Raw genomic sequence first — 19,549 nt, 5'->3', positions numbered from 1 at the left:
GGGCCGAGTGACCCGTCGAGCCGATACTAGCGGCCGGTGCCCCGGCGCGGGGCAGTCGCCCGGTGTGATGGTCGGTATGCTCGCCGCCATGCCACCGGCCAGCTCGTCCGCGACGACCAGCGACGACTCCTCGATGCGGGACCGCGGCGACGCCTGCCCCGGCGCGCTGCGGCTGCACTCGGCCGACGACGGCGCGCTGGCCCGCGTCCGGATTCCGGCCGGGATACTGACCGGACGGCAGGCCCGGGCCTTGGCGGACGCCGCCGAACGGCTGGGTGACGGCCGCCTGGACATCACCTCCCGGGGCAATATCCAGCTGCGCGGACTGGGCGACGACTGCGGCGGCGAACTGGCCGCCCTGCTGGACGGCGTGGGCCTGCTGCCGGCGCCCCGGCACGAACGCGTCCGCAACATCGTCGCCTCGCCGCTCTCCGGACTCGACGCGGCGCACCTGGCGAACGGAACGGGTCGAACGGACGTACTGCCGTGGGCAATGTCACTCGACCGGTTTCTCTGCGCGAGTGAGACGGCCACCGCGCTCTCCGGGCGTTTCCTCTTCGCATTCGACGACGGGCACCAGGACGTGGCCGCGCTCGGCGCCGATGTGACGGTGTGGGCCCGGCCGGACGGACAGGCGCTGATCCGCATCGGGGACGACCCGGACGCGCTCCGCATCCCGGCGAAGGACGCCGCGCGGGCCGCGCTGCTCGCCGCCGAAGTCTTTCTCGCCGTCTCCGGAAACGGCGGTACCCGCGCCTGGCGCGTACGCGAACTCGTCGACCCCGATCACCTCTTCGCGCTCTCCGCATCGCAGTTCGCCCGCCGCCTCGCCGCGGCCGGCATCACCGCGGAGCAGCACAGCGCAGCGCCCTCAGGCCCCACTTCGATGCCGCAGCCGGGCATCGTCGCGGGCTCCGACGAGCGCAGCGCGCTGTCGGTGGTGGCGCCGCTGGGGCGGCTGACGTCCGCTCAGTGGCGGCTCCTGGCCACGGTGGCCACCCAGCTCGGTGCGGACGAACTCCGCGTGACACCCTGGCGGGGCGTGGTTCTCCCGGGTCTGCCGACCGCCGGGGCGCCCGGGGTGCTGTCCGAACTCGCCGAGGCCGGACTGATCACCGACACCGCGTCCCCCTGGTGGGGAGTCGGCGCCTGTACGGGGTTGCCGGGCTGCGCCAAGTCACTGACCGACGTACGGGCCGAGGCGGCCGCCACTGCCGCCGCCGGTCACGGCGGGCTGCCGGTGTACTGGTCGGGCTGCGCACGCCGGTGCGGGCACCCGCCGGGGACCGCCTGGGTGGATGTGGTCGCCGCCGCATCCGACGGCTACGACGTCTTCGGCCCCGGTGCGACCGGCCGGCGGAGTGTGCCCACGGCGGAGATCGCCGACGCGGTCGCGGCGGCCCGTACCCCTTCAGCACCCTCACCACAGACCGCGTCCCCAGCACAGACCGCGCCCCCAGCACAGAGATGAGCGAGAGCATCGTGTTCGAGTACGAGAAGGACGGCGCGGCCATCTACCGCCGGTCCTTTGCCACCATCCGCGCCGAGGCGGACCTCACCGGCCTGCCCGCCGACGTCGCCCAGGTCACCGTGCGGATGATTCACGCCTGCGGCATGGTCGACCTGGTGTCGGACGTCTCGTACACCCCCACAGTGGTGGCCCGCGCACGTGCCGCGCTGCGGGCCGGTGCCCCGATCCTGTGCGATGTCGCCATGGTCGCCAGCGGAGTCACCCGCAAGCGTCTCCCGGCCGACAACGACGTGCTGTGCACCCTCTCCGACCCGTCCGTCGCGGACCTCGCCGCCCGGCTGGGGACCACCCGCAGCGCCGCCGCGCTGGAGCTGTGGCGCGACCGGCTCGAGGGCGCCGTGGTGGCCGTGGGCAACGCGCCCACCGCGCTGTTCCGACTGCTGGAGATGATCGAGGAGGGGGCTCCCCGTCCGGCCGCGGTCATCGGCGTCCCGGTGGGGTTCATCGGTGCGGCCGAGTCGAAGGACGCGCTGGCCGCCCACCCATCGGGCCTGGACCACCTGGTGGTGCGCGGACGGCGCGGCGGCAGCGCCATCGCCGCCGCGGCGATCAACGCGATTGCGAGTGAAGAAGAGTGAGCAGCACCCACCCACAGCCGGGGCGTCTGTACGGCGTCGGGCTCGGCCCGGGGGACCCCGCACTGATGACGCTGCGGGCGGTGCAGGTCATCGCCTCGGCCGATGTGATCGCCTATCACAGCGCCCGGCACGGGCGGTCGATCGCCCGCTCCATCGCCGCCGAGCACCTGCGCCCCGACCACATCGAGGAGGCTCTGGTCTACCCCGTCACCACGGAGGCCACCGACCATCCCGGCGGCTACCGCGGGGCGCTCGACGAGTTCTACGAGCAGGCCGCCGCCCGGCTCGCCACCCATCTGTCGGCCGGCCGCACGGTGGCCGTGCTGGCCGAGGGCGATCCGCTCTTCTACGGCTCGTACCAGCACATGCACAAGCGGCTCGCGCACCGTTTTCCGACCGAGGTCGTCCCCGGCGTCACCTCGGTCAGCGCTGCGGCAGCCCGGCTCGGTGAGCCGTTGGTGGAGGCCGAGGAGGTGCTGACCATCCTTCCCGGCACGCTGCCCGAGGAGGAGCTGACGGCGCGGCTCGCCGCCACCGACTCCGCCGTGATCATGAAGCTGGGCCGCACCTTCCCGTCCGTGCGGCGTGCGCTGGAGCGCGCCGGCCGGCTCGACGAGGCCCGCTACGTGGAACGGGCCACCATGACGGGGGAGCGCAGCGGCCGGCTGGCCGAGGTGGCCGCTGACTCGGTGCCGTACTTCTCGGTCGCGGTGCTGCCGAGCCGGATCGACGCGGTGCCCGAACCGCGGGACACCGGCGAGGTCGTCGTGGTGGGCACCGGACCCGCCGGTCCACTGTGGCTGACGCCCGAGACCCGCGGCGCGCTGGCCGCCGCCGACGACCTGGTCGGCTACACCACCTACCTCGACCGGGTGCCGCTCCGCCCCGGTCAGCTGCGGCACGGCTCCGACAACAAGGTGGAGTCGGAACGGGCCGAGTTGGCTCTGGATCTGGCCCGGCGCGGCCGACGGGTGGCGGTGGTGTCCGGCGGCGACCCCGGGGTGTTCGCCATGGCCACCGCTGTCCTCGAGGTGGCCTCGGAGGGACCGTACCGGGACGTTCCGGTACGGGTGCTGCCCGGTGTGACCGCTGCCAACGCCGCCGCGGCGAAGGCCGGCGCACCACTCGGCCACGACTACGCCACCCTCTCGCTCTCCGACCGCCTGAAGCCGTGGGACGTCATCGCCGAACGGCTGCGCGCCGCCGCATCGGCCGACCTGGTGCTCGCCCTCTACAACCCCGGCTCGCGCAGCCGCACCTGGCAGGTGGGCCTGGCCCGCGATCTGCTGCTCGAACTGCGGGCCCCGGACACCCCGGTGGTGCTGGGGCGCGACATCGGCGGCCCGGACGAATCCGTACGCATCGTCCGGCTGGCCGACCTCGATCCGGCGGAGGTCGACATGCGGACCCTGCTCATCGTCGGGTCTTCACAGACGCGGACCGTACGGCGCGGGGACGGCGAGCAGATCGTCTGGACACCGCGCCGCTACCCGGAGAAGTGACGCAACCAGGCGGCCGCCTCATCGGGGCCGGCTGCCACCGGCACCCCGGCCGGCACCGGCGGCCGGCGTACCACCAGCACCGGGATGCCGGCCTCGCGCGCTGCCGCGAGCTTGGGGGCGGTGGCCGCGCCGCCGCTGTCCTTGGTCACCAGTACGTCGATGCGGTGGCGCCGCAGCAACTCGCGCTCCCCGTCCAGGGTGAACGGTCCCCGGTCGAGCAGCACCCGCGTCTCCCGCGGCTGCGGCGGCTCCGGGGCGTCCACCGACCGTACGAGAAACCACAGGCCGTCGAGGTGGGCGAAGGCGGCGAGGCCCATCCGTCCGGTGGTGAGGAACACCCGGCTGCCCAGCGCGGGCAGCGCGTCCGCGGCTTCGGCCAGCGAACCGACCGGATGCCAGTCGTCGCCGTCGACCGCCGCCCAGGAGGGACGACGCAGAGCCAGCAGAGGAACATGGGTGGCGGCAGCGGCCCCGGCCGCGTTGAAACTGATCGTCCCGGCGAAAGGATGTGTGGCGTCGATGAGCGCGTCCACCCGGTGCTCCCGCAGCCAGCGGGCCAGGCCGTCGGCGCCGCCGAAGCCACCGACCCGTACGTCGCCCGGCGGCAGCCGGGGGGCGGTGACCCGGCCGGCCAGCGAACTGGTGACCCGTACCGGACCGCCGTGCAGGGTCTCCGCGAGGCGCCGGGCCTCCGTCGTGCCACCGAGGATCAGTACATGCATCGAGGACGGTCCATCCATGAGTGAGGTGCAGGGTGCCTGAGGAAGCGGCGCCTGGGGGAGAGGCGCCCGAGGAGGAGGTGCCCGCAGACGTGGGGCCCGGAAAGGCGGCGTCCGGAGGGCGCAGCGCCCAGCTCGAGCACACCGGTCTGCGCCCCGGCTGGACGACCGGCGCCTGTGCGACCGCCGCGACGACCGCCGCGTACACCGCCCTGCTGACCGGGGACTTTCCGGACCCGGTGACGATCTCGCTGCCCGGCGGCCGGACACCCGCCTTCGCGCTGGCCACCGAGGAGTTGACCGGGGGCCGGGCCATGGCCGGCGTCGTCAAGGACGCGGGCGACGACCCGGACGTCACGCACGGTGCGCTGGTCCGGGCCACCGTACGGGAGCTGTCGCCCGGATCCGGGGTGGTCTTCCGGGCCGGGCCGGGCGTGGGCACCGTCACCAAGCCGGGCCTGCCGCTCGAGGTCGGCGAACCGGCCATCAATCCGGTGCCGCGCAGGCTGATGCGGGAGCATGTCGCCGAGGTGGCGGCCCGCCACGGCGGCAGCGGCGATGTCGAGATCACCGTCTCCGTCGACGACGGCGAGGAGATCGCCCGTTCCACCTGGAATCCCCGGCTGGGCATCCTCGGCGGCCTCTCGGTGCTCGGCACCACCGGCGTCGTCGTGCCGTACTCCTGCTCGGCCTGGATCGATTCGATCCGCCGCGGAGTGGACGTGGCCCGCGCCGCAGGGCACACCCATGTGGCCGGCTGCACCGGATCGACCTCGGAGCGGACGGTCGTCGCCGAGTACGGACTGCCGCTCGACGCGCTGCTGGACATGGGGGACTTCGCGGGCGCGGTCCTGAAGTACGTGCGCCGTCATCCCGTCGACCGCCTCACCCTCTGCGGCGGCTTCGCCAAGCTGTCCAAACTGGCTGCCGGTCATCTCGATCTGCACTCGGGCCGCTCCCAGGTCGACAAGGTGTTCCTCGCGGGCCTGGCCCGCCGCGGCGGGGCGGACGCGGCCCTGAGCGCGGAGATCGCCGAAGCCAACACCGGCCTCGCGGCCCTGCAGTTGTGCGCGGCGGCGGGGGTGCCGCTCGGTGACCTCGTCGCCGCGAAGGCCCGCGACGAGGCGCTGTCGGTGCTGCGCGGAGCGCCTGTCGCGGTGGACGTCCTCTGCATCGACCGCGCGGGCAACGTGGTGGGGCGAGCGGAGCTCGGGTGACGGCCGGAGCACCGGCGTTCGCTGCGGGCGCGGCCCGGTTCGCCGGTCAGCAGACGTGTCGATCCCGGTCCGCCGAGTACAGATGGCTGTCCCGGAACTGCTCGGCCGCCAGCGGTCGCCCCACCATGATGACGGCGGTGCGGACCACGCCGGCCGCCTTCACCTGTTCCGCGATGTCGGCGAGCGTGCCCCGCAGCACCAGTTCATCCGGCCGTGACGCCATGGCGACGACCGCGGCGGGGCAGTCGGCGCCGTAGTGCGGCAGCAGTTCCACCACCACCCGGTCCGCATACCGGGCCGCGAGATGCAGTACCAGCAGTGCACCGCTGCGACCGAGCGTGGCAAGATCCTCGCCCTCGGGCATCGGCGTCGCACGGTGCGCGATCCGGGTCAGGATGACCGTCTGGCCCACCGTGGGCACGGTCAGCTCCCGCTTCAGGGCGGCCGCGGCCGCCGCGAAGGCCGGAACACCGGGCACCACTTCGTAGGGCACGCCTGCCGCGTCCAGCCTGCGCATCTGTTCGGCGACCGCGCTGAAGACCGAAGGGTCCCCGGAATGCAGCCTGGCCACGTCGTGGCCCTCCCGGTGGGCGCGCACCGACTCGGCCGTGATCTGGTCCAGGTTGAGCTGGGCGGTGTCCACCAGGCGGGCGTCCGGGGGGCATTCGGCCAGCAGCTCGGGCGGCACCAGGCTGCCCGCGTACAGACAGACTCGGCAGGCGGCCAGCATACGGGCGCCGCGCACCGTGATCAGGTCGGCGGCGCCGGGACCGGCACCGATGAAGTACACCGTCATCGTTCTTCTCCTGCGTGAGGGGCCGTTCCTGCCTGCGGCTCCGGCCGAGTGACCGACGGCTTGGTGACCGACGACCGGGTGACCGACGGCTTGGTGACCGACCACTGGGTGACCGGCATCGCCTGCCGCCAGCCGGTGAAGCCGCCCACCGGGACCGCGTGCGAGACGCCGATCCGCACCAGTTCGCCGCCGTGTCTGCGGTACCGGTCGGCGAGCAGCGCCTCGGACTCGAGCGTCACGGTGTTGGCGACCAGCCGCCCGCCCGCCGGCAGCGCGTCCCAGCAGGCGTCCAGCAGACCGGGGGCGGTCAGGCCACCGCCGATGAACACCGCGTCGGGCGTGGGAAGTCCGGCGAGAGCGCCTGGTGCACCGCCGGTCACCACGCGCAGCGCGGGGACACCGAGGGTCTGCGCGTTCCTGGCGATGCGCTCGGCGCGTTCGGCGTCACGCTCGACCGTGACGGCCCGGCAGGAGCGGTGCGTACGCATCCATTCGACGGCGATGGAGCCGGAGCCGCCGCCGATGTCCCAGAGCAACTCACCGGGAGCGGGCGCGAGTACGGCGAGGGTGGCCGCCCTGACGTGGCGTTTGGTGAGCTGGCCGTCGTGGGCGTACGCCTCGTCGGGGAGGCCGGGCGAGCTGCCGAGCCGCAGCGCCCCGGTCGCGCGGCGGCACTCGACCGCCACCACGTTCAGCGGATCGCCGGGTGGCTGCGCCCAGTTGTCCGCGATGTCGTCGGCATGCCGCTCCGCAGGGGACCCGAGCTGTTCGAGTACGGACATCCGGCTCGGCCCGAACCCCCGGTCCCGCAGCAGCGCCGCCACCTCCGCGGGCGTCGCCGGACCCGCGCTGAGCACCAGCAGCCGGCGGCCGTGGTGCAGCGCGGCGGCGAGGCCGGCGGTGGGGCGCCCGACGAGGGTGACCACCTCGGTGTCCTCCACGGGCCAGCCGAGGCGGCCACAGGCGTAGGAGACCGACGAGGGGTGCGGCAATACCCACAACGCTCCGGAAGGCAGCTCTTCGCAGAGCGCCCGCCCGATGCCATAGAACATCGGGTCGCCGCTGGCCAGTACGCAGACCCGGCGGCCGCGGTGCGCAGCCAGCAGGTCGGGCACCGCGGGCCGCAGCGGGCTGGGCCAGGCCGTACGGGTGCCTGCGCACACCGCGGGGAGCAGCGCGAGTTGCCGGGAGCCGCCGATCAGTACGTCCGCCGTGCGCAGCACGGTCCGTGCCGCTTCCGGGAGCCCGCTCCAGCCGTCGGCGCCGATCCCGACGAGGGTCACTGCTGGGGCGGGGCGCGCGGAGTTCACTCGGGTACCTCGGAGCTCGGAGGGGACGGAGCGGAACTCTACTGGCCGGTCCGTCGGGTCCGACCTGCGGGTACCGTCCGGGCCGGGACGGTCAGCGCGCCGACCTGACGATCGTGAAGACCGCCCCCTCCGGATCGGCGACCGTGGCAAGCCGCCCGGTCCGTGCCTCGTGCGGCTGCTCGAGCACCTGCCCGCCCAGCTCGGCCACCCGGCGCGCGGCCTCATCGGTGTCCGCCACCTCGAAGTACGTCATCCAGTGCGCGCCTCGGTCACGCGGCAGCGCCGACCCCACCCCGTGCAGCGAGGCCACCGCCCGGCCGTCCAGGCAGAGCGTCGAACGGTCGACGTCGGGGGAGGCGGCCGGCGCGGTCTCGAAGCCGAAGACCGCCTGGTAGAACTTGCCGACCGCGGTCGTCTCCCGGGTCACCAGCTCGTTCCACACCGGAGTGCCCGGGGCGCCCGCCGCGGCGATGCCGAGATGGGCGGCCGCCTGCCAGACCCCGAAGACCGCGCCCCCGGGGTCGGAGCCGATGGCGAGCCGGCCCGCCTCGGCCGCGTCGAGCGGCCCCACACCCACGGTCCCCCCGCAGTGCCTGATGGTCTCGGCTGTCGCGTCGACGTCGTCGGTCGCCAGATAGGTCGTCCAGGCGACGGGCAGATGGTGGTCCGGTGGCAGCTGCCCGAGGCCGGCCACCTCCTTGCCGTCGAGCATCGCCCGCACGTAGGGGCCGAGTTGCCGCGGGCCCGGATGGAAGTCCCAGTTGAACAAGGCTCCGTAGAAGTCCTGGGTGGCGGGAAGCCCGTGCACCATCAGACTGACCCAGCAAGGGGTTCCGGGCTTGCGCCGAGTGGCTGCCTCGGTCATCTTCACTCTCTCCTCGGACCATCGGTGGTGGCCGTCCGGGGACCGGTCTGCCGGTCCCCGCCCAGATGCTTGCACCGCGCATCGTGCGGGGTGGTCCGGCCGCGCCGTATTTGGGACGGGCGTTACGCAGCGACCGGTCGCTGGGCGAGGATGGCCTGTATGAGACCCATCATCAGCGCGACCGAACTGGCGAACGAGATGTCCGGGCCGAGGCCACCGGTGCTCCTGGACGTGCGCTGGCAGCTTCACGGTCCGCCGCTGCGTGCCGAGTACGAGAGCGCCCACATCCCGGGCGCGGTCTTCGTCGACCTGGACGCGGAGCTGGCGGGTCCGCCCGGTTCCGGGGGCCGACATCCGCTGCCTGATCCGGCGGCCTTCGGCGCCGTGATGCGCCGCGCGGGTGTCTCCGGGGACATCCCGGTAGTGGTGTACGACGGCGGACTGGGCTGGGCCGCGGCGCGTGCCTGGTGGCTGCTGCGCTGGACCGGCCATCCGCAGGTCCGGGTATTGGACGGCGGGCTCACGGCCTGGACCGGTCCGCTCTCGGCGAGCCCGCCGGATCCCCAGCCGGGTGACTTCGTGCCGGAGCCGGGGTCGGTGCCGCTGCTCGACGCGGACGCCGCCGCCGAGCTGGCCGGGAAGGGCGTGCTCTTCGACGCGCGGGCCGCAGAGCGCTACCGGGGCGACGTGGAGCCGATCGACCGGGTGGGCGGTCACATTCCGGGTGCGGTCTCGGCCCCCACGACGGCGAACACCGGCCCGGACGGCCGCTTCCTCCCGGCCGAGGAACTGACGGCGCGCTTCGCCGGGCTCGGCGCGTCGGCGGACAGCGGCGAGGTCGGGGTGTACTGCGGATCCGGGGTCTCCGGCGCTCACGAGGTACTCGCCCTGGAGATCGCCGGAATCCCGGCGGCGCTGTACGCGGGTTCCTGGTCGGAGTGGTCGGCGGACCCGTCCCGTCCGGTGGCCACCGGGCCGGACCCCCGGTAAGTCCGGCGGGAGAACACGGGGGTCCGAACGCAGCCGCGTGCGGACCCCCCGCGACACCCGGTCAGTCCTGCTTCTTGCGCCGGGTGCCGAAGACGATCTCGTCCCAGCTGGGCACCGCCGCCCGCCGTCCCGGCCGTACCCCGTCGGCCTCGGCCTGCCGGTCGGTGGTCCCGGTGAGCCGGTCGCGATGCCCGGCCACCGCACGCGGCATCAGCACGTCCGCGTACGCCGAGCCGGCGCTCGCGGATGCCGCGGGCGGCTCCTCCGCCTCCGGCTCCTGAGCGGGCTCGGTCGGCGGAAGCTCCGCCGGCGCCGGCCGCTCGGGTACGACCATGTCGCCCCGGAAGCTCGGTACCGCCTCCAGCAGGCTGGTCAGCGAGTCCCGCTCGCCGACTTCGTCCGGCGTGGGCGGAGCGGGCGCCGTAGGGCGCTCCATCTGCCGGTCCAGAGCACGGTCGAGCGGCCGGTCGCGCGGCAGCCTGGCGATCCTCGGCACGAACGGGAAGCTCGGCTCCGGCGCCATCAGCGAATCGTCGGACTCGCCGATCAGCGACCGCGCCTCGTCGTCCATGGCCTGCACCAGCCGGCGCGGCGGATCGTAGCTCCAGCTCGCCGAGTGCGTCTCGGTGGCGACCCGGTAGACCAGCAGCACTTCCCAGGTGCCGTCGTCGCGGCGCCAGGAGTCCCACAGCACGGTCTCCCGCTCGGCGCCACGCAGCAGTAGCCGCTCCTGCACCGCCTCGCCCAGCTGAGGTCCCGTTCCGGTGTTCTCGCCGGCCCGCCGCACCGGGGTCTTGCGGGCCCGCTCGGCCATGAACGCGCGCTCCGCGAGCACCGGACCCTCGAAACGGCGGACGCGGTCGACCGGGATGCCGGCCATCTGGGCGACCTCCTCGGCGGAGGCTCCGGCTCGTATGCGCGCCTGGATGTCGCGGGGACGGAGGTGGCTCTCCACCTCGATCTCGATCTGGCCGAGGCGGGCACGGTCATTACGGACCGCCGCACGCAGCCGCTCGTCGATCGGAAGCGTGTACTCCGTACTGTCCGCAGCTTTGAGCACCAGTCGTGTGCCGTCATTCGAGACGGCCACGACACGCAGTTCGGGCATGGGAACCTCCCGGGTGGTGCCTGCCGACGTCACGTGCGTCGCTTCCGCTAGTCGAGTGTGGCCTGCCCGGGTGCGGCACGCCACAACCTTGCCGAGTTGCCCGGCGTGTCGGGCCTCGGCCCTGGATCGCCGTTATGGCACGGTTACCTGTTTGCGACGCAGAGCGACCATTCGTCACTCTGTGCAGCAGGCGCCCGTGCGGTGCCACGGCGCCGCCGGTTCGAGTGCCGCCTTCGGCCCCCTCCCGTTGATCCGGACACCCCTGAGGGAGGCCGGGCCCAGGGCTCGTCACAGTACTCCATTCGGGCCAAGCGGGTGGACGGCTCGCCGCCGAAGTTCCGGCAGGGCGGCGGTCTCCCGTCCGGTAAGTGCGGACGGGGTATGCCTTCGGTGGCGTCCTTCACACAATCGCCCGAAATGGAACTATCCACTTCGCTCATCTGTCCCTTTCTGGTGCGGGGTGCAAGAAGGCGGACAAACAAAGGTTGGGGATGGCGCAGCAGCCGAACGCTGAGGGGACCAGCGAGACGAGGAGGAAGCGGTTCGATCTGAGCGTGCCGCAGGTGGCGGGCAGCGCCTTTGCCGCAGTCGCCGCAGCGGTGCTGGCATCCAAGCTCGGTGTGTACGGCACGATCGTCGGCGCGGGCGTGATGAGCGTGATCGCCACGTGTGGCGGCACGGTCTTCTCGCATCTCTTCCGGCGGACCGGGGAGCAGATCCGGGTGGTCACCGTCCAAGCGAGACCGAAGGTCCTGAAGGTGCCGGTGACGCCGCCGGAGGTTCCGCGCCCCGGGGCCGCCGATGAGGCCCGGTGGCCGAGCGGTGAGTTCGGCGAAGCCACCACCCACGGCACCCGGGTTCGCGGATGGAAGCGCTCGTCGCTCGCGGCCGTCGTCGTGTTCCTGGTGACGATGAGCGGGGTCACCGGGTACGAACTGCTCTCCGGGCACGAACTCAACGGCGGCAGCGGCACGACGGTGAGCTCGGTGGTGCGCGGGAACCCGAAGGAGCCGGGGCACTCGTCCGAGCCGTCGGGCACCACGGAACAGCGGCAGCACCGGCACACGAACCGGGACGGTGGGCAGGGACGGAGCCCCGACCCTTCGCCGAGCGGCAGCACGGACGGCGCCGGGCAGGCGACCCCCGGTTCCGGCAGCGGGGCCGGCCCGTCGGCGAACCCTTCGCCGACCCCCGACCCGTCGAGCCCGGATCAAGGGGCAGCGACGCCGACACCCTCGGACCCGTCCGACGGCGGGACGAGCGGCAACGGGACCGCCGGGTAGCTTCGGCGCGCGGAGCCGGACCGGGCCGCGCCGCGGCTGTGGTCAGGCGCCCAGGACCCGGCGGAGGTAGTCGTTGGTGAAAAGCCGCTCCGGGTCCAGCCGGTCGCGCAGCGCGGAGAACTCACCGAACCGCGGATACACCTCGGCCAGGTATCCGGCGTCGCGTGTGTGCAGCTTGCCCCAGTGCGGCCGGCCGCCGTGCGCGGTCATGATCCGTTCCACGGCGGTGAAGTACGCCTGGTGCGGGGTGCCCCGGTAGAGGTGCACAGCGATGTACGCGCTCTCCCGGCCCGAGGCCGTGGACAGCGCTATGTCGTCGGCGGGAGCCGTACGCACCTCGACCGGGAAGCCCACCCGCAACGGTGAGCGCTCCAGCATCGCCTTCACCTCGCGCAGCGCCCCCATCGCTGCCTCGCGCGGCAGGGCGTACTCCATTTCCACGAAGCGCACCCGGCGCGGGCTTGTGAAGACCTTGTACGGGATGTCCGTGTACATGCGGGCGGAGAGCGCGCGGCTGGAGACCCTGGCGATGGCCGGGATCGTCGCCGGGACGGCTCTGCCCAGGGTGCAGGCGACCTGGAAGACGCCGTTGGAGAGGAACTCGTCGTCGATCCAGCCGGCCAGCTTTCCCGGCGGGGCGGCGGGGCCCGCACTGCGGTTGTTCCGCTTGGTGTTGCAATTGCCGGTGTGCGGGAACCAGTAGAACTCGAAGTGCTCGTTCTCCGCGACGAGCTGATCGAACTCGGCGGTCACCCGGTCGAAGCCCATCGGCTCCTCCCGCGCGGTCAGCAGGAAAACGGGCTCGACGGCGAAGGTGATCGCGGTGATCACCCCCAGGGCGCCGAGACCGATCCGGGCCGCGGCGAAGACGTCGGGGTTCTCCTTCTCCGAACAGGTCAGTACCGTGCCGTCGGCCGTCACCAGCTCCAGTCCGCGGATCTGCGCGGCGATCGATGCCGACTCGCGGCCGGTGCCATGGGTCCCGGTGCTGGTGGCGCCCGCCACCGTCTGATCCATGATGTCGCCCATGTTGGTGAGGGAGAGCCCCTCGCGGGCCAGCGCGAGGTTCAGCCGCTTCAGCGGGGTGCCCGACTCGACGGTGACGGTGCCCGCCGTACGGTCGATCTGCCGGATGCCGGTCAACAGACCGGGGCGTATCAGTACGCCGTCGGTCGCGGCCGTCGCCGTGAAGGAATGCCCGGTCCCCACGGCCTTCACCTTGAGGCCGTCGTCGGCGGCCCGTTTGACCGTGGCGGCGAGTTCGTCCACCGATGCGGGGGTGACTTCCCGCGCCGGGCGGGCGGTGACGTTCCCCGCCCAGTTGCGCCAGCTGCCCGACGTCCTCGATGCCCCGGTCATTCGGCCGCTCCCCTCGTGCCCTGCCGTGCCGTGCCCTCCGGCCGGCCCGTCCCGGTCGGTTGGAGGGGGATCCTACTCAGCGCCGCCACGAGCCGGAGCGGGGCGTCCGTCCGGCCGCCGGACGCGGGTGGCAGGATCTGTGACATGTCCGAACAGCCTGATCCAGAACCCTATGACGCGCTCCTGCTGCTCTCCTTCGGCGGCCCGGAGGGCCCGGACGACGTGGTCCCGTTCCTGGAGAACGTGACCCGCGGTCGCGGCATCCCGAGGGAACGGCTGAAGGAAGTGGGGCAGCACTACTTCCTGTTCGGCGGCGTCAGCCCCATCAACGCCCAGAACCGCGCCCTCCTCGATGCCCTCGGCAAGGACTTCGCGGCGCACGACCTGGATCTCCCGGTGTACTGGGGCAACCGCAACTGGGCGCCCTACCTGACCGACACACTGCGCCGCATGACCACCGACGGCCACCGCCGCATCGCCGTCCTGGCCACCAGCGCGTACGCGTCCTACTCCGGTTGCCGGCAGTACCGCGAGAACCTCGCGGAAGCACTCGCCACCCTGCAGGCAGAGGGCCTCGAACTGCCCCGTGTCGACAAGCTGCGGCACTACTTCAACCACCCCGGGTTCATCGAGCCGATGGTCGACGGGGTACTGGCATCGCTGGCCGAGCTGGACGAAGCGGTGCGCGCCGGGGCGCGGCTGGCCTTCACCACCCATTCCATCCCCACGGCGGCCGCCGACAGCTCAGGACCCGAAGGCGGGGCCTACGTCGCTCAGCACCTGGACGTGGCGCGGTTGATCGTCGAGCGGATCCGGCAGGAGACCGGGGTGGACCATCCCTGGGAGCTGGTCTACCAGTCGCGCAGCGGCTCCCCGCACATTCCGTGGCTGGAGCCCGATATCTGCGACCACCTCACGGCGTTGCACGACGCCGGGGCGCCGGCGGTCGTGATGGTGCCGATCGGTTTCGTCTCCGACCACATGGAAGTCCGCTACGACCTCGACACCGAAGCACTCACCAGGGCCGCCGAACTGCGGCTGCCCGCCGTGCGGTCCGCGACGGTCGGCGCCGATCCGCGCTTCGCGGCCGCGGTGCGCGATCTGCTGCTGGAGCGGGCGGCGAGCGAACGCGGCCGGCCGGTGCGGCGCTGCGCGCTCGGGACGCTGGGCGCCTCGCACGACCTGTGCCCGGTCGGGTGCTGCCCGGCCCGTGTCCCCAAGCCCGCGGCCGCGGGCGCCGACAGCCCGTACGCGTGAGGGAGAACCGTGACCGACTCCGTGACCGACCCGCTCCACACCGAACTCCTCGAACTGGCCCAGGAGGCCGCCCGGCGCGCGGGCACGCTGCTGCGGGACGGGCGACCCGCGGACCTGGCGGTGGCCGCGACCAAGTCCAGCCCCATCGATGTGGTCACCGAGATGGACATCGCCGCCGAGAAGCTGATCACCGGCTATCTGGGCGACTTCCGGCCGGACGACGGCTTCCTCGGCGAGGAGGGCACGAGCTCGACCGGCAGCAGTGGCGTCCGCTGGGTCGTCGATCCGCTGGACGGCACTGTCAACTACCTGTACGGCCTGCCCACTTGGTCGGTGTCCATCGCGGCCGAGCAGCACGGCGAGACGGTGGTGGGCGTGGTCGCGGCCCCGATGCGCGGCGAGACCTTCCACGCGGTGCGCGGCGCGGGGGCGTATCTGGGTGACCGGCGACTGCGGTGCAGGCCCTCGCCACCGCTCGACCAGGCGCTGGTCTCCACGGGCTTCAACTACGTCACCACGGTGCGCACTCACCAGGCGGCGGTGGCCCAGCGGCTGATCCCGCAGTTGCGGGACATCCGCCGGGGCGGTTCTGCGGCGGTCGACCTCTGCGACGTGGCAGCCGGCCGGCTCGACGGGTACTACGAGCGGGGCCTGCACCCCTGGGACCGCGCGGCCGGCGGCCTGATCGCCCGGGAGGCGGGCGCGGTGACCGGCGGACGACCCGGTGGGCCCCCCACGGACGACCTGACGGTCGCGGCATCCCCCGGCGTGTTCGGACCGCTGCAGACGCTGCTCGAGCAGTACGGGGCCTGGCACGACTGAGCCCTGCGGCACGCCCCGCCCGGACCGGCCCGGGACCACACGCGAAGGCCCCGGCACCCATCCCAAGGTGTCGGGGCCCCGCACGCTGTACGGTTCAGACGCCCGCGGTACGGACTTCCACACCGTGTTCCGCCGCGAGACGGTGCAGATCGTCCAACTCGCCCTGCTCGACCTCCGCCAGGAAGTCGTCGCCGGTCTCACGAGCACGCGTCAGGTCGGTCTCCGTTGCCCTTATCCGCTGCAGCAGACCTGCGGTGAATGCGTCCATGTGCGCCCCCTCGTCGTGGGTCGGTGGCACGGGGGTGTGCCGAGGGTCATCGAATTGATCACGCACCCCGGTCGGCGGAGCGGCCTGTGGCACGCCGCATACGGCGGGTGATCGGCGGGTGTGCAGTCGTCCTCCCCTGGCTGGAGCTCAGAGAAACCTCAAGAGACCCGGAAATCGAAGGACCCCTCCCGCGGCACCGCAGCCCGGTATCGCCTTACAGCCGGTTTATAGCCGTTCGGGGCAGGATGGATACACACACCTGTGCCGGGACCTGCCCTGAACACGGGCTCAGAGGAAGGACAACGACGTGCGCGTACTCGTCGTCGAGGACGAGCAGCTGCTCGCCGATGCGGTGGCCACCGGACTTCGCCGGGAGGCCATGGCCGTCGACGTCGTGTACGACGGCGCCGCGGCCCTGGAACGAATCGGGGTCAACGACTACGACGTCGTGGTCCTCGACCGTGACCTGCCGGTCATCCACGGTGACGACGTCTGCCGCAAGATCGTGGAACTCGGCATGCCGACCCGCATCCTGATGCTCACCGCTTCGGGTGACGTCAGCGACCGCGTGGAGGGCCTCGAGCTCGGAGCGGACGACTATCTGCCCAAGCCCTTCGCCTTCAGCGAGCTGACCGCCCGGGTGCGGGCTCTCGGGCGGCGTACGACTGTGGCCCTGCCCCCCGTACTGGAACGGGCCGGCATCAAGCTCGACCCGAACCGCCGCGAGGTCTTCAGGGACGGCAAGGAGATCCAGCTGGCACCCAAGGAGTTCGCGGTCCTCGAAGTGCTGATGCGCAGCGAGGGCGCGGTGGTCTCCGCGGAGCAGCTGCTGGAGAAGGCCTGGGACGAGAACACCGACCCGTTCACCAATGTGGTCCGGGTCACCGTCATGACTCTCCGCCGCAAGCTCGGCGAGCCCCCGGTCATCGTGACCGTGCCGGGCTCCGGTTACCGGATCTGATCGCCGGTGGCCTCCAGCCCGGCGCCACCGACCGCGCCACCCAAGCCGACCTGGGACCCGAAAGAAGCCGAGACGGTCTTCCCCTGGCTGCGTCCGACGATCCGTATCCGTCTCACGCTGCTGTACGGCGGGATGTTCCTGATCGCCGGGATCCTGCTGCTCACGATCATCTACATGCTGGCCGCTCAGGCACTGCACAACGGCAGCAGCACCCCGGCCTTCCAGGTCTCCGGGCAGAACGTGTCCATCTCCAGCCCGACCTGTCCGAATCTCGGCCAGACGCAGAACAGCGACCAGTTGAACAGCGTGCTGAAGGCATGCATGAGTGACCAGCGTCAGCACGCGCTCGACAACCTGCTCACCCGCTCGCTCTACGCGCTGGTGGGCCTGACGATCATCGCTTTCGCGTTCGGCTACGGCATGGCGGGCCGCGTGCTGTCCCCCCTGGGCAGGATGACCCGTACCGCCCGCCGGGTGGCAGGCACCGACCTGACCCGCCGGATCGAGCTGGACGGGCCGGACGACGAGCTGAAGGAGCTCGCCGACACCTTCGACGAGATGCTCGACCGGCTGGAGCGGGCCTTCACCGCGCAGCAGCGCTTCGTCGCGAACGCCTCGCACGAGCTTCGTACGCCGCTCGCCATCAACCGCACGCTGCTCGAGGTGCATCTCTCCGACCCGGGGGCGCCCGTCGAGCTGCAGGAGCTCGGCAAGACGCTGCTGGCGACCAACGAGCGCAGCGAGCAGCTGGTCGAGGGGCTGCTGCTGCTGGCCCGCAGCGACAACCAGATCGTCGAACGCAAACCGGTCGACCTGGCCGAGGTGGCGACCCGCGCCATCGATCAGACACTTGCGGAGGCCGAGGCGAAGGACGTGCAGATCCGCGGGGAGCAGGCGCCCGCCGTCGTTCAGGGCAATGGTGTGCTGCTGGAGCGGATCGCCCTCAACCTGGTGCAGAACGCCGTGCGTTACAACATCCGGGAGGAGGGGTGGGTGGAGGTCACCACCGAGCTGCAGTCCGGCTACGCCCTTCTGACGGTGTCCAACACCGGACCGGTGGTCCCGGCCTACGAGATCGACAACCTCTTCGAGCCGTTCCGCCGGCTGCGCACCGAGCGGACCGGCAGCGACAAGGGGGTCGGCCTCGGGCTGTCCATCGCTCGCTCCGTCGCGCGGGCCCACGGGGGCCGTATCATCGCGGAGCCCCGCGAGGGGGGTGGCCTCGTGATGCGTGTCACGTTGCCGGTCTGAGTAACGGCTCGAAGCGTTCGGATGTTCGCTTTGCGCGGAATTTTCGAGGATCGTTCCCGAGAAACATATGTGCGATCCGTCACAGGGCAGGGTTTCGGGACCCCTACTCTCCGTGATCCCCAAATCCCCGAAAATCCGGGAAAAACCCGGGTTTCCGAGGGGGTGAATCACGGGAAGTACACGGGGTGGCGCCTGTGAGGTGCTACCTACGGACCGTGTACGGTCCCGTTCGCCATCCAAATCGATCTCTCCCGGGGGATCCGGTTGGGTGTCGATTGAGTAACAGACCTTGATGTGAGGCAAAATCTCCGCCTCAGGTCGGGCACAAAGTCCGGCCTCTCACGCGTTACGTGCGCTGGAGACACCGCAAATACCCAGAGGGGGAGAGCGCGACATGGCTACGGATTACGACACTCCACGCAAGACCGATGACGACAGCGACCAGGACAGCCTGGAGGAGCTCAAGGCTCGTCGGAACGACAAGTCGACAGCCGCTGTGGACGTCGACGAGTTCGAGCAGGCCGAGGGTCTGGAGCTGCCCGGCGCAGACCTGTCCAACGAGGAACTCTCGGTCCGGGTCCTGCCCCGGCAGGCCGACGAGTTCACCTGCATGAGCTGCTTCCTCGTGCACCACCGCAGCCAGCTGGCGCGGGAGAAGAACGGTCAGCCCATCTGCCGCGACTGCGACTGAGCGGGTCGACCGTGGCAGGCTCCACACCCCGGAAGCGGCGCTTCCGGCGGCAGGGTTCCCCGGAGGCCCCACAGGGCGGCACAGGCTCTGCAGAAGGCGCCCAGGCGCCTTCCTCGGAGCCTTGCGCCCTCCGGCTGCCGGGGGTCGACGACCACGGGGAGAGCGCGCCGAGCGGAAGCGCACGTGACGACGAGCGAGGCCGGCCGGCCTCGCTCGACGCAGCGGAGGCTTTCGACGCTGCGGAACCTTTCAATGCAGCAGCACGAGAAGTCCTGGTACCGGAGGTCGCAGAGCAGGGCGTGCAGGCCGGCCCCCTGACCAGGAGCCGCCGCCTGGACGCCCTGAAGCACGGGATGCACCACGGAATACACAAGGGCAGCGCCGGCGCGAAGGCAGGACTCGCCTACATCGCCGACCGCATCATCGATGCCGCGCCCAGAATCCCGGTCCGCGATCTGGCGACGCTGCGCAGGCAGTTCCCGGGCCTCGGCCCGGAGCAGATCGCCGACAAACTCGTCTTCGGCGCGGCCAACGCGACATCCACCGTCGGCGCGAGCATCGGCGCCGCCGCGATGCTGCCGGTACCGCCCGCGATGCCCGCGGAGATCGCCGCCGAGATCATCGGTGTGGCCGCCATCGAGCTCAAGCTCATGGCGGAGCTGCACGAGGTCTACGGCATGCGCCCGCCGGGGAACATCAAGGACCGCTCCATGGCGTATCTGAACGCCTGGTCCGGGGAGCGCGGTTTCGACATCACCAAGCCGCACACGGTGAACGCGGCACTCGGTGGTCAGATGAAACGGGAAATGCGCCAGCAGATCATGAAGCGCACCATCCGGGACCTGCCGAACCTGATGCCGTTCATGGTGGGTGCGGCCGTCGGCGCCGCGATGAACAGGCGCGACACCAGGAGACTTGCCGAGAAGGTCCGCAAGGACATGCGCAAGCGCCAGATCACCTGGGACGCGCTCCCCGAGCTGCCGCCGCTGAAGCACCCCGAAGAGCTGGAGCGTTAGCGGGGCCGGGCCCGGCGGGCCCGCT

General features: G+C 72.0%; 19 protein-coding genes. 12 read left to right on the top strand and 7 right to left on the bottom strand.

Annotated features, from left to right (window positions below):
* Positions 1-88: 88 nt before the first annotated feature.
* The 3 genes from cobG to AB0M87_RS09705 are packed head-to-tail and all read left to right on the top strand — an operon-like array spanning position 89 to position 3,611.
* A complete protein-coding gene (cobG, locus tag AB0M87_RS09715) occupies positions 89-1,471 on the top strand; it encodes a precorrin-3B synthase (protein WP_365851368.1) in 1,383 nt (460 codons plus the stop codon).
* Positions 1,468-2,109, top strand: a complete 642-nt coding sequence (locus AB0M87_RS09710; RefSeq protein ID WP_365851367.1) for a precorrin-8X methylmutase — start codon at positions 1,468-1,470, stop codon at positions 2,107-2,109. The genes cobG and AB0M87_RS09710 overlap by 4 nt, the downstream gene beginning before the upstream one ends.
* Positions 2,106-3,611, top strand: coding sequence for a precorrin-2 C(20)-methyltransferase (locus AB0M87_RS09705; protein ID WP_365851366.1), 1,506 nt, complete (start codon positions 2,106-2,108; stop codon positions 3,609-3,611). Before AB0M87_RS09710 ends, AB0M87_RS09705 begins: the two co-directional genes overlap by 4 nt.
* Here the strand turns inward: AB0M87_RS09705 and AB0M87_RS09700 are convergent.
* Positions 3,596-4,333: a cobalt-precorrin-6A reductase gene (locus AB0M87_RS09700; protein ID WP_365851365.1), complete on the bottom strand. Its 738-nt coding sequence runs from the start codon at positions 4,331-4,333 to the stop codon at positions 3,596-3,598. The genes AB0M87_RS09705 and AB0M87_RS09700 overlap by 16 nt on opposite strands.
* Before the next feature lie 77 nt (positions 4,334-4,410).
* Here AB0M87_RS09700 and AB0M87_RS09695 point away from each other — a divergent pair, with 77 nt between their 5' ends.
* Positions 4,411-5,547 (top strand): cobalt-precorrin-5B (C(1))-methyltransferase, encoded by a 1,137-nt coding sequence (locus AB0M87_RS09695; RefSeq protein ID WP_365851364.1) that lies wholly within the window; start codon positions 4,411-4,413, stop codon positions 5,545-5,547.
* 46 nt (positions 5,548-5,593) lie between these two features.
* Here the strand turns inward: AB0M87_RS09695 and cobM are convergent, their stop codons facing one another.
* The 3 genes from cobM to AB0M87_RS09680 form a co-directional block, all read right to left on the bottom strand.
* Positions 5,594-6,343 carry a precorrin-4 C(11)-methyltransferase gene (gene cobM / locus AB0M87_RS09690; RefSeq protein WP_365851363.1) on the bottom strand — a complete coding sequence of 250 codons (750 nt, stop codon included), beginning with the start codon at positions 6,341-6,343 and terminating at the stop codon, positions 5,594-5,596.
* Positions 6,340-7,653: a precorrin-6y C5,15-methyltransferase (decarboxylating) subunit CbiE gene (gene cbiE, locus AB0M87_RS09685; RefSeq protein WP_365851362.1), complete on the bottom strand. Its 1,314-nt coding sequence runs from the start codon at positions 7,651-7,653 to the stop codon at positions 6,340-6,342. Before cbiE ends, cobM begins: the two co-directional genes overlap by 4 nt.
* A 91-nt stretch (positions 7,654-7,744) precedes the next feature.
* Positions 7,745-8,518, bottom strand: a complete 774-nt coding sequence (locus AB0M87_RS09680; protein ID WP_365851361.1) for a VOC family protein — start codon at positions 8,516-8,518, stop codon at positions 7,745-7,747.
* 159 nt (positions 8,519-8,677) lie between these two features.
* Between AB0M87_RS09680 and AB0M87_RS09675 the strand changes: the two genes are divergently transcribed.
* Positions 8,678-9,508, top strand: coding sequence for a sulfurtransferase (locus AB0M87_RS09675; protein ID WP_365851360.1), 831 nt, complete (start codon positions 8,678-8,680; stop codon positions 9,506-9,508).
* 61 nt (positions 9,509-9,569) lie between these two features.
* Here AB0M87_RS09675 and sepH read toward each other — a convergent pair whose 3' ends face one another.
* A complete protein-coding gene (gene sepH / locus AB0M87_RS09670) occupies positions 9,570-10,616 on the bottom strand; it encodes a septation protein SepH (RefSeq protein WP_365851359.1) in 1,047 nt (348 codons plus the stop codon).
* Positions 10,617-11,107: 491 nt separating this feature from the next.
* Between sepH and AB0M87_RS09665 the strand changes: the two genes are divergently transcribed.
* A complete protein-coding gene (locus tag AB0M87_RS09665; protein ID WP_365851358.1) occupies positions 11,108-11,899 on the top strand; it encodes a hypothetical protein in 792 nt (263 codons plus the stop codon).
* A gap of 42 nt (positions 11,900-11,941) precedes the next feature.
* On the opposite strand, the gene AB0M87_RS09660 is transcribed toward AB0M87_RS09665, so the two are convergent.
* Entirely contained in the window at positions 11,942-13,258 is a 1,317-nt protein-coding gene (locus AB0M87_RS09660; RefSeq protein ID WP_365851357.1) for a D-arabinono-1,4-lactone oxidase, read from the bottom strand.
* Between the two features lie 144 nt (positions 13,259-13,402).
* Here AB0M87_RS09660 and AB0M87_RS09655 point away from each other — a divergent pair, with 144 nt between their 5' ends.
* Positions 13,403-14,515 (top strand): ferrochelatase, encoded by a 1,113-nt coding sequence (locus tag AB0M87_RS09655; RefSeq protein ID WP_365851356.1) that lies wholly within the window; start codon positions 13,403-13,405, stop codon positions 14,513-14,515.
* Positions 14,516-14,536: 21 nt separating this feature from the next.
* Positions 14,537-15,337 (top strand): inositol monophosphatase family protein, encoded by an 801-nt coding sequence (locus AB0M87_RS09650; RefSeq protein ID WP_365851482.1) that lies wholly within the window; start codon positions 14,537-14,539, stop codon positions 15,335-15,337.
* 94 nt (positions 15,338-15,431) lie between these two features.
* Here the strand turns inward: AB0M87_RS09650 and AB0M87_RS09645 are convergent, their stop codons facing one another.
* Positions 15,432-15,605, bottom strand: coding sequence for a hypothetical protein (locus AB0M87_RS09645; protein ID WP_365851355.1), 174 nt, complete (start codon positions 15,603-15,605; stop codon positions 15,432-15,434).
* Between the two features lie 307 nt (positions 15,606-15,912).
* Here AB0M87_RS09645 and AB0M87_RS09640 point away from each other — a divergent pair, with 307 nt between their 5' ends.
* From AB0M87_RS09640 to AB0M87_RS09625, 4 genes are all read left to right on the top strand, one after another.
* Positions 15,913-16,566: a response regulator transcription factor gene (locus AB0M87_RS09640; RefSeq protein WP_365851354.1), complete on the top strand. Its 654-nt coding sequence runs from the start codon at positions 15,913-15,915 to the stop codon at positions 16,564-16,566.
* Between the two features lie 6 nt (positions 16,567-16,572).
* Positions 16,573-17,817: an ATP-binding protein gene (locus AB0M87_RS09635; protein WP_365851353.1), complete on the top strand. Its 1,245-nt coding sequence runs from the start codon at positions 16,573-16,575 to the stop codon at positions 17,815-17,817.
* 394 nt (positions 17,818-18,211) lie between these two features.
* Positions 18,212-18,508 carry a DUF4193 domain-containing protein gene (locus tag AB0M87_RS09630; RefSeq protein WP_164260119.1) on the top strand — a complete coding sequence of 99 codons (297 nt, stop codon included), beginning with the start codon at positions 18,212-18,214 and terminating at the stop codon, positions 18,506-18,508.
* An 11-nt stretch (positions 18,509-18,519) separates the two neighbouring features.
* Positions 18,520-19,524: a hypothetical protein gene (locus AB0M87_RS09625; protein WP_365851352.1), complete on the top strand. Its 1,005-nt coding sequence runs from the start codon at positions 18,520-18,522 to the stop codon at positions 19,522-19,524.
* Positions 19,525-19,549: the final 25 nt, after the last annotated feature.

This window comes from Streptomyces sp. NPDC051320, assembly GCF_040682175.1.
GTDB lineage: Bacteria > Actinomycetota > Actinomycetes > Streptomycetales > Streptomycetaceae > Streptomyces.
The sequence above is the reverse complement of the archived record's forward strand: the minus strand, read 5'-3'. Positions and strand labels throughout refer to the sequence as shown.

What these genes read in the sequence shown, in the direction of transcription:
- cobG (WP_365851368.1), top strand. Translation starts at nt 89, where the DNA reads ATGCCACCGGCCAGCTCGTCCGCGACGACCAGCGACGACTCCTCGATG.
- AB0M87_RS09710 (WP_365851367.1), top strand. Translation starts at nt 1,468, where the DNA reads ATGAGCGAGAGCATCGTGTTCGAGTACGAGAAGGACGGCGCGGCCATC.
- AB0M87_RS09700 (WP_365851365.1), bottom strand. Translation starts at nt 4,333, where the DNA reads ATGCATGTACTGATCCTCGGTGGCACGACGGAGGCCCGGCGCCTCGCG.
- cobM (WP_365851363.1), bottom strand. Translation starts at nt 6,343, where the DNA reads ATGACGGTGTACTTCATCGGTGCCGGTCCCGGCGCCGCCGACCTGATC.
- AB0M87_RS09680 (WP_365851361.1), bottom strand. Translation starts at nt 8,518, where the DNA reads ATGACCGAGGCAGCCACTCGGCGCAAGCCCGGAACCCCTTGCTGGGTC.
- AB0M87_RS09675 (WP_365851360.1), top strand. Translation starts at nt 8,678, where the DNA reads ATGAGACCCATCATCAGCGCGACCGAACTGGCGAACGAGATGTCCGGG.
- sepH (WP_365851359.1), bottom strand. Translation starts at nt 10,616, where the DNA reads ATGCCCGAACTGCGTGTCGTGGCCGTCTCGAATGACGGCACACGACTG.
- AB0M87_RS09665 (WP_365851358.1), top strand. Translation starts at nt 11,108, where the DNA reads ATGGCGCAGCAGCCGAACGCTGAGGGGACCAGCGAGACGAGGAGGAAG.
- AB0M87_RS09660 (WP_365851357.1), bottom strand. Translation starts at nt 13,258, where the DNA reads ATGACCGGGGCATCGAGGACGTCGGGCAGCTGGCGCAACTGGGCGGGG.
- AB0M87_RS09655 (WP_365851356.1), top strand. Translation starts at nt 13,403, where the DNA reads ATGTCCGAACAGCCTGATCCAGAACCCTATGACGCGCTCCTGCTGCTC.
- AB0M87_RS09645 (WP_365851355.1), bottom strand. Translation starts at nt 15,605, where the DNA reads ATGGACGCATTCACCGCAGGTCTGCTGCAGCGGATAAGGGCAACGGAG.
- AB0M87_RS09630 (WP_164260119.1), top strand. Translation starts at nt 18,212, where the DNA reads ATGGCTACGGATTACGACACTCCACGCAAGACCGATGACGACAGCGAC.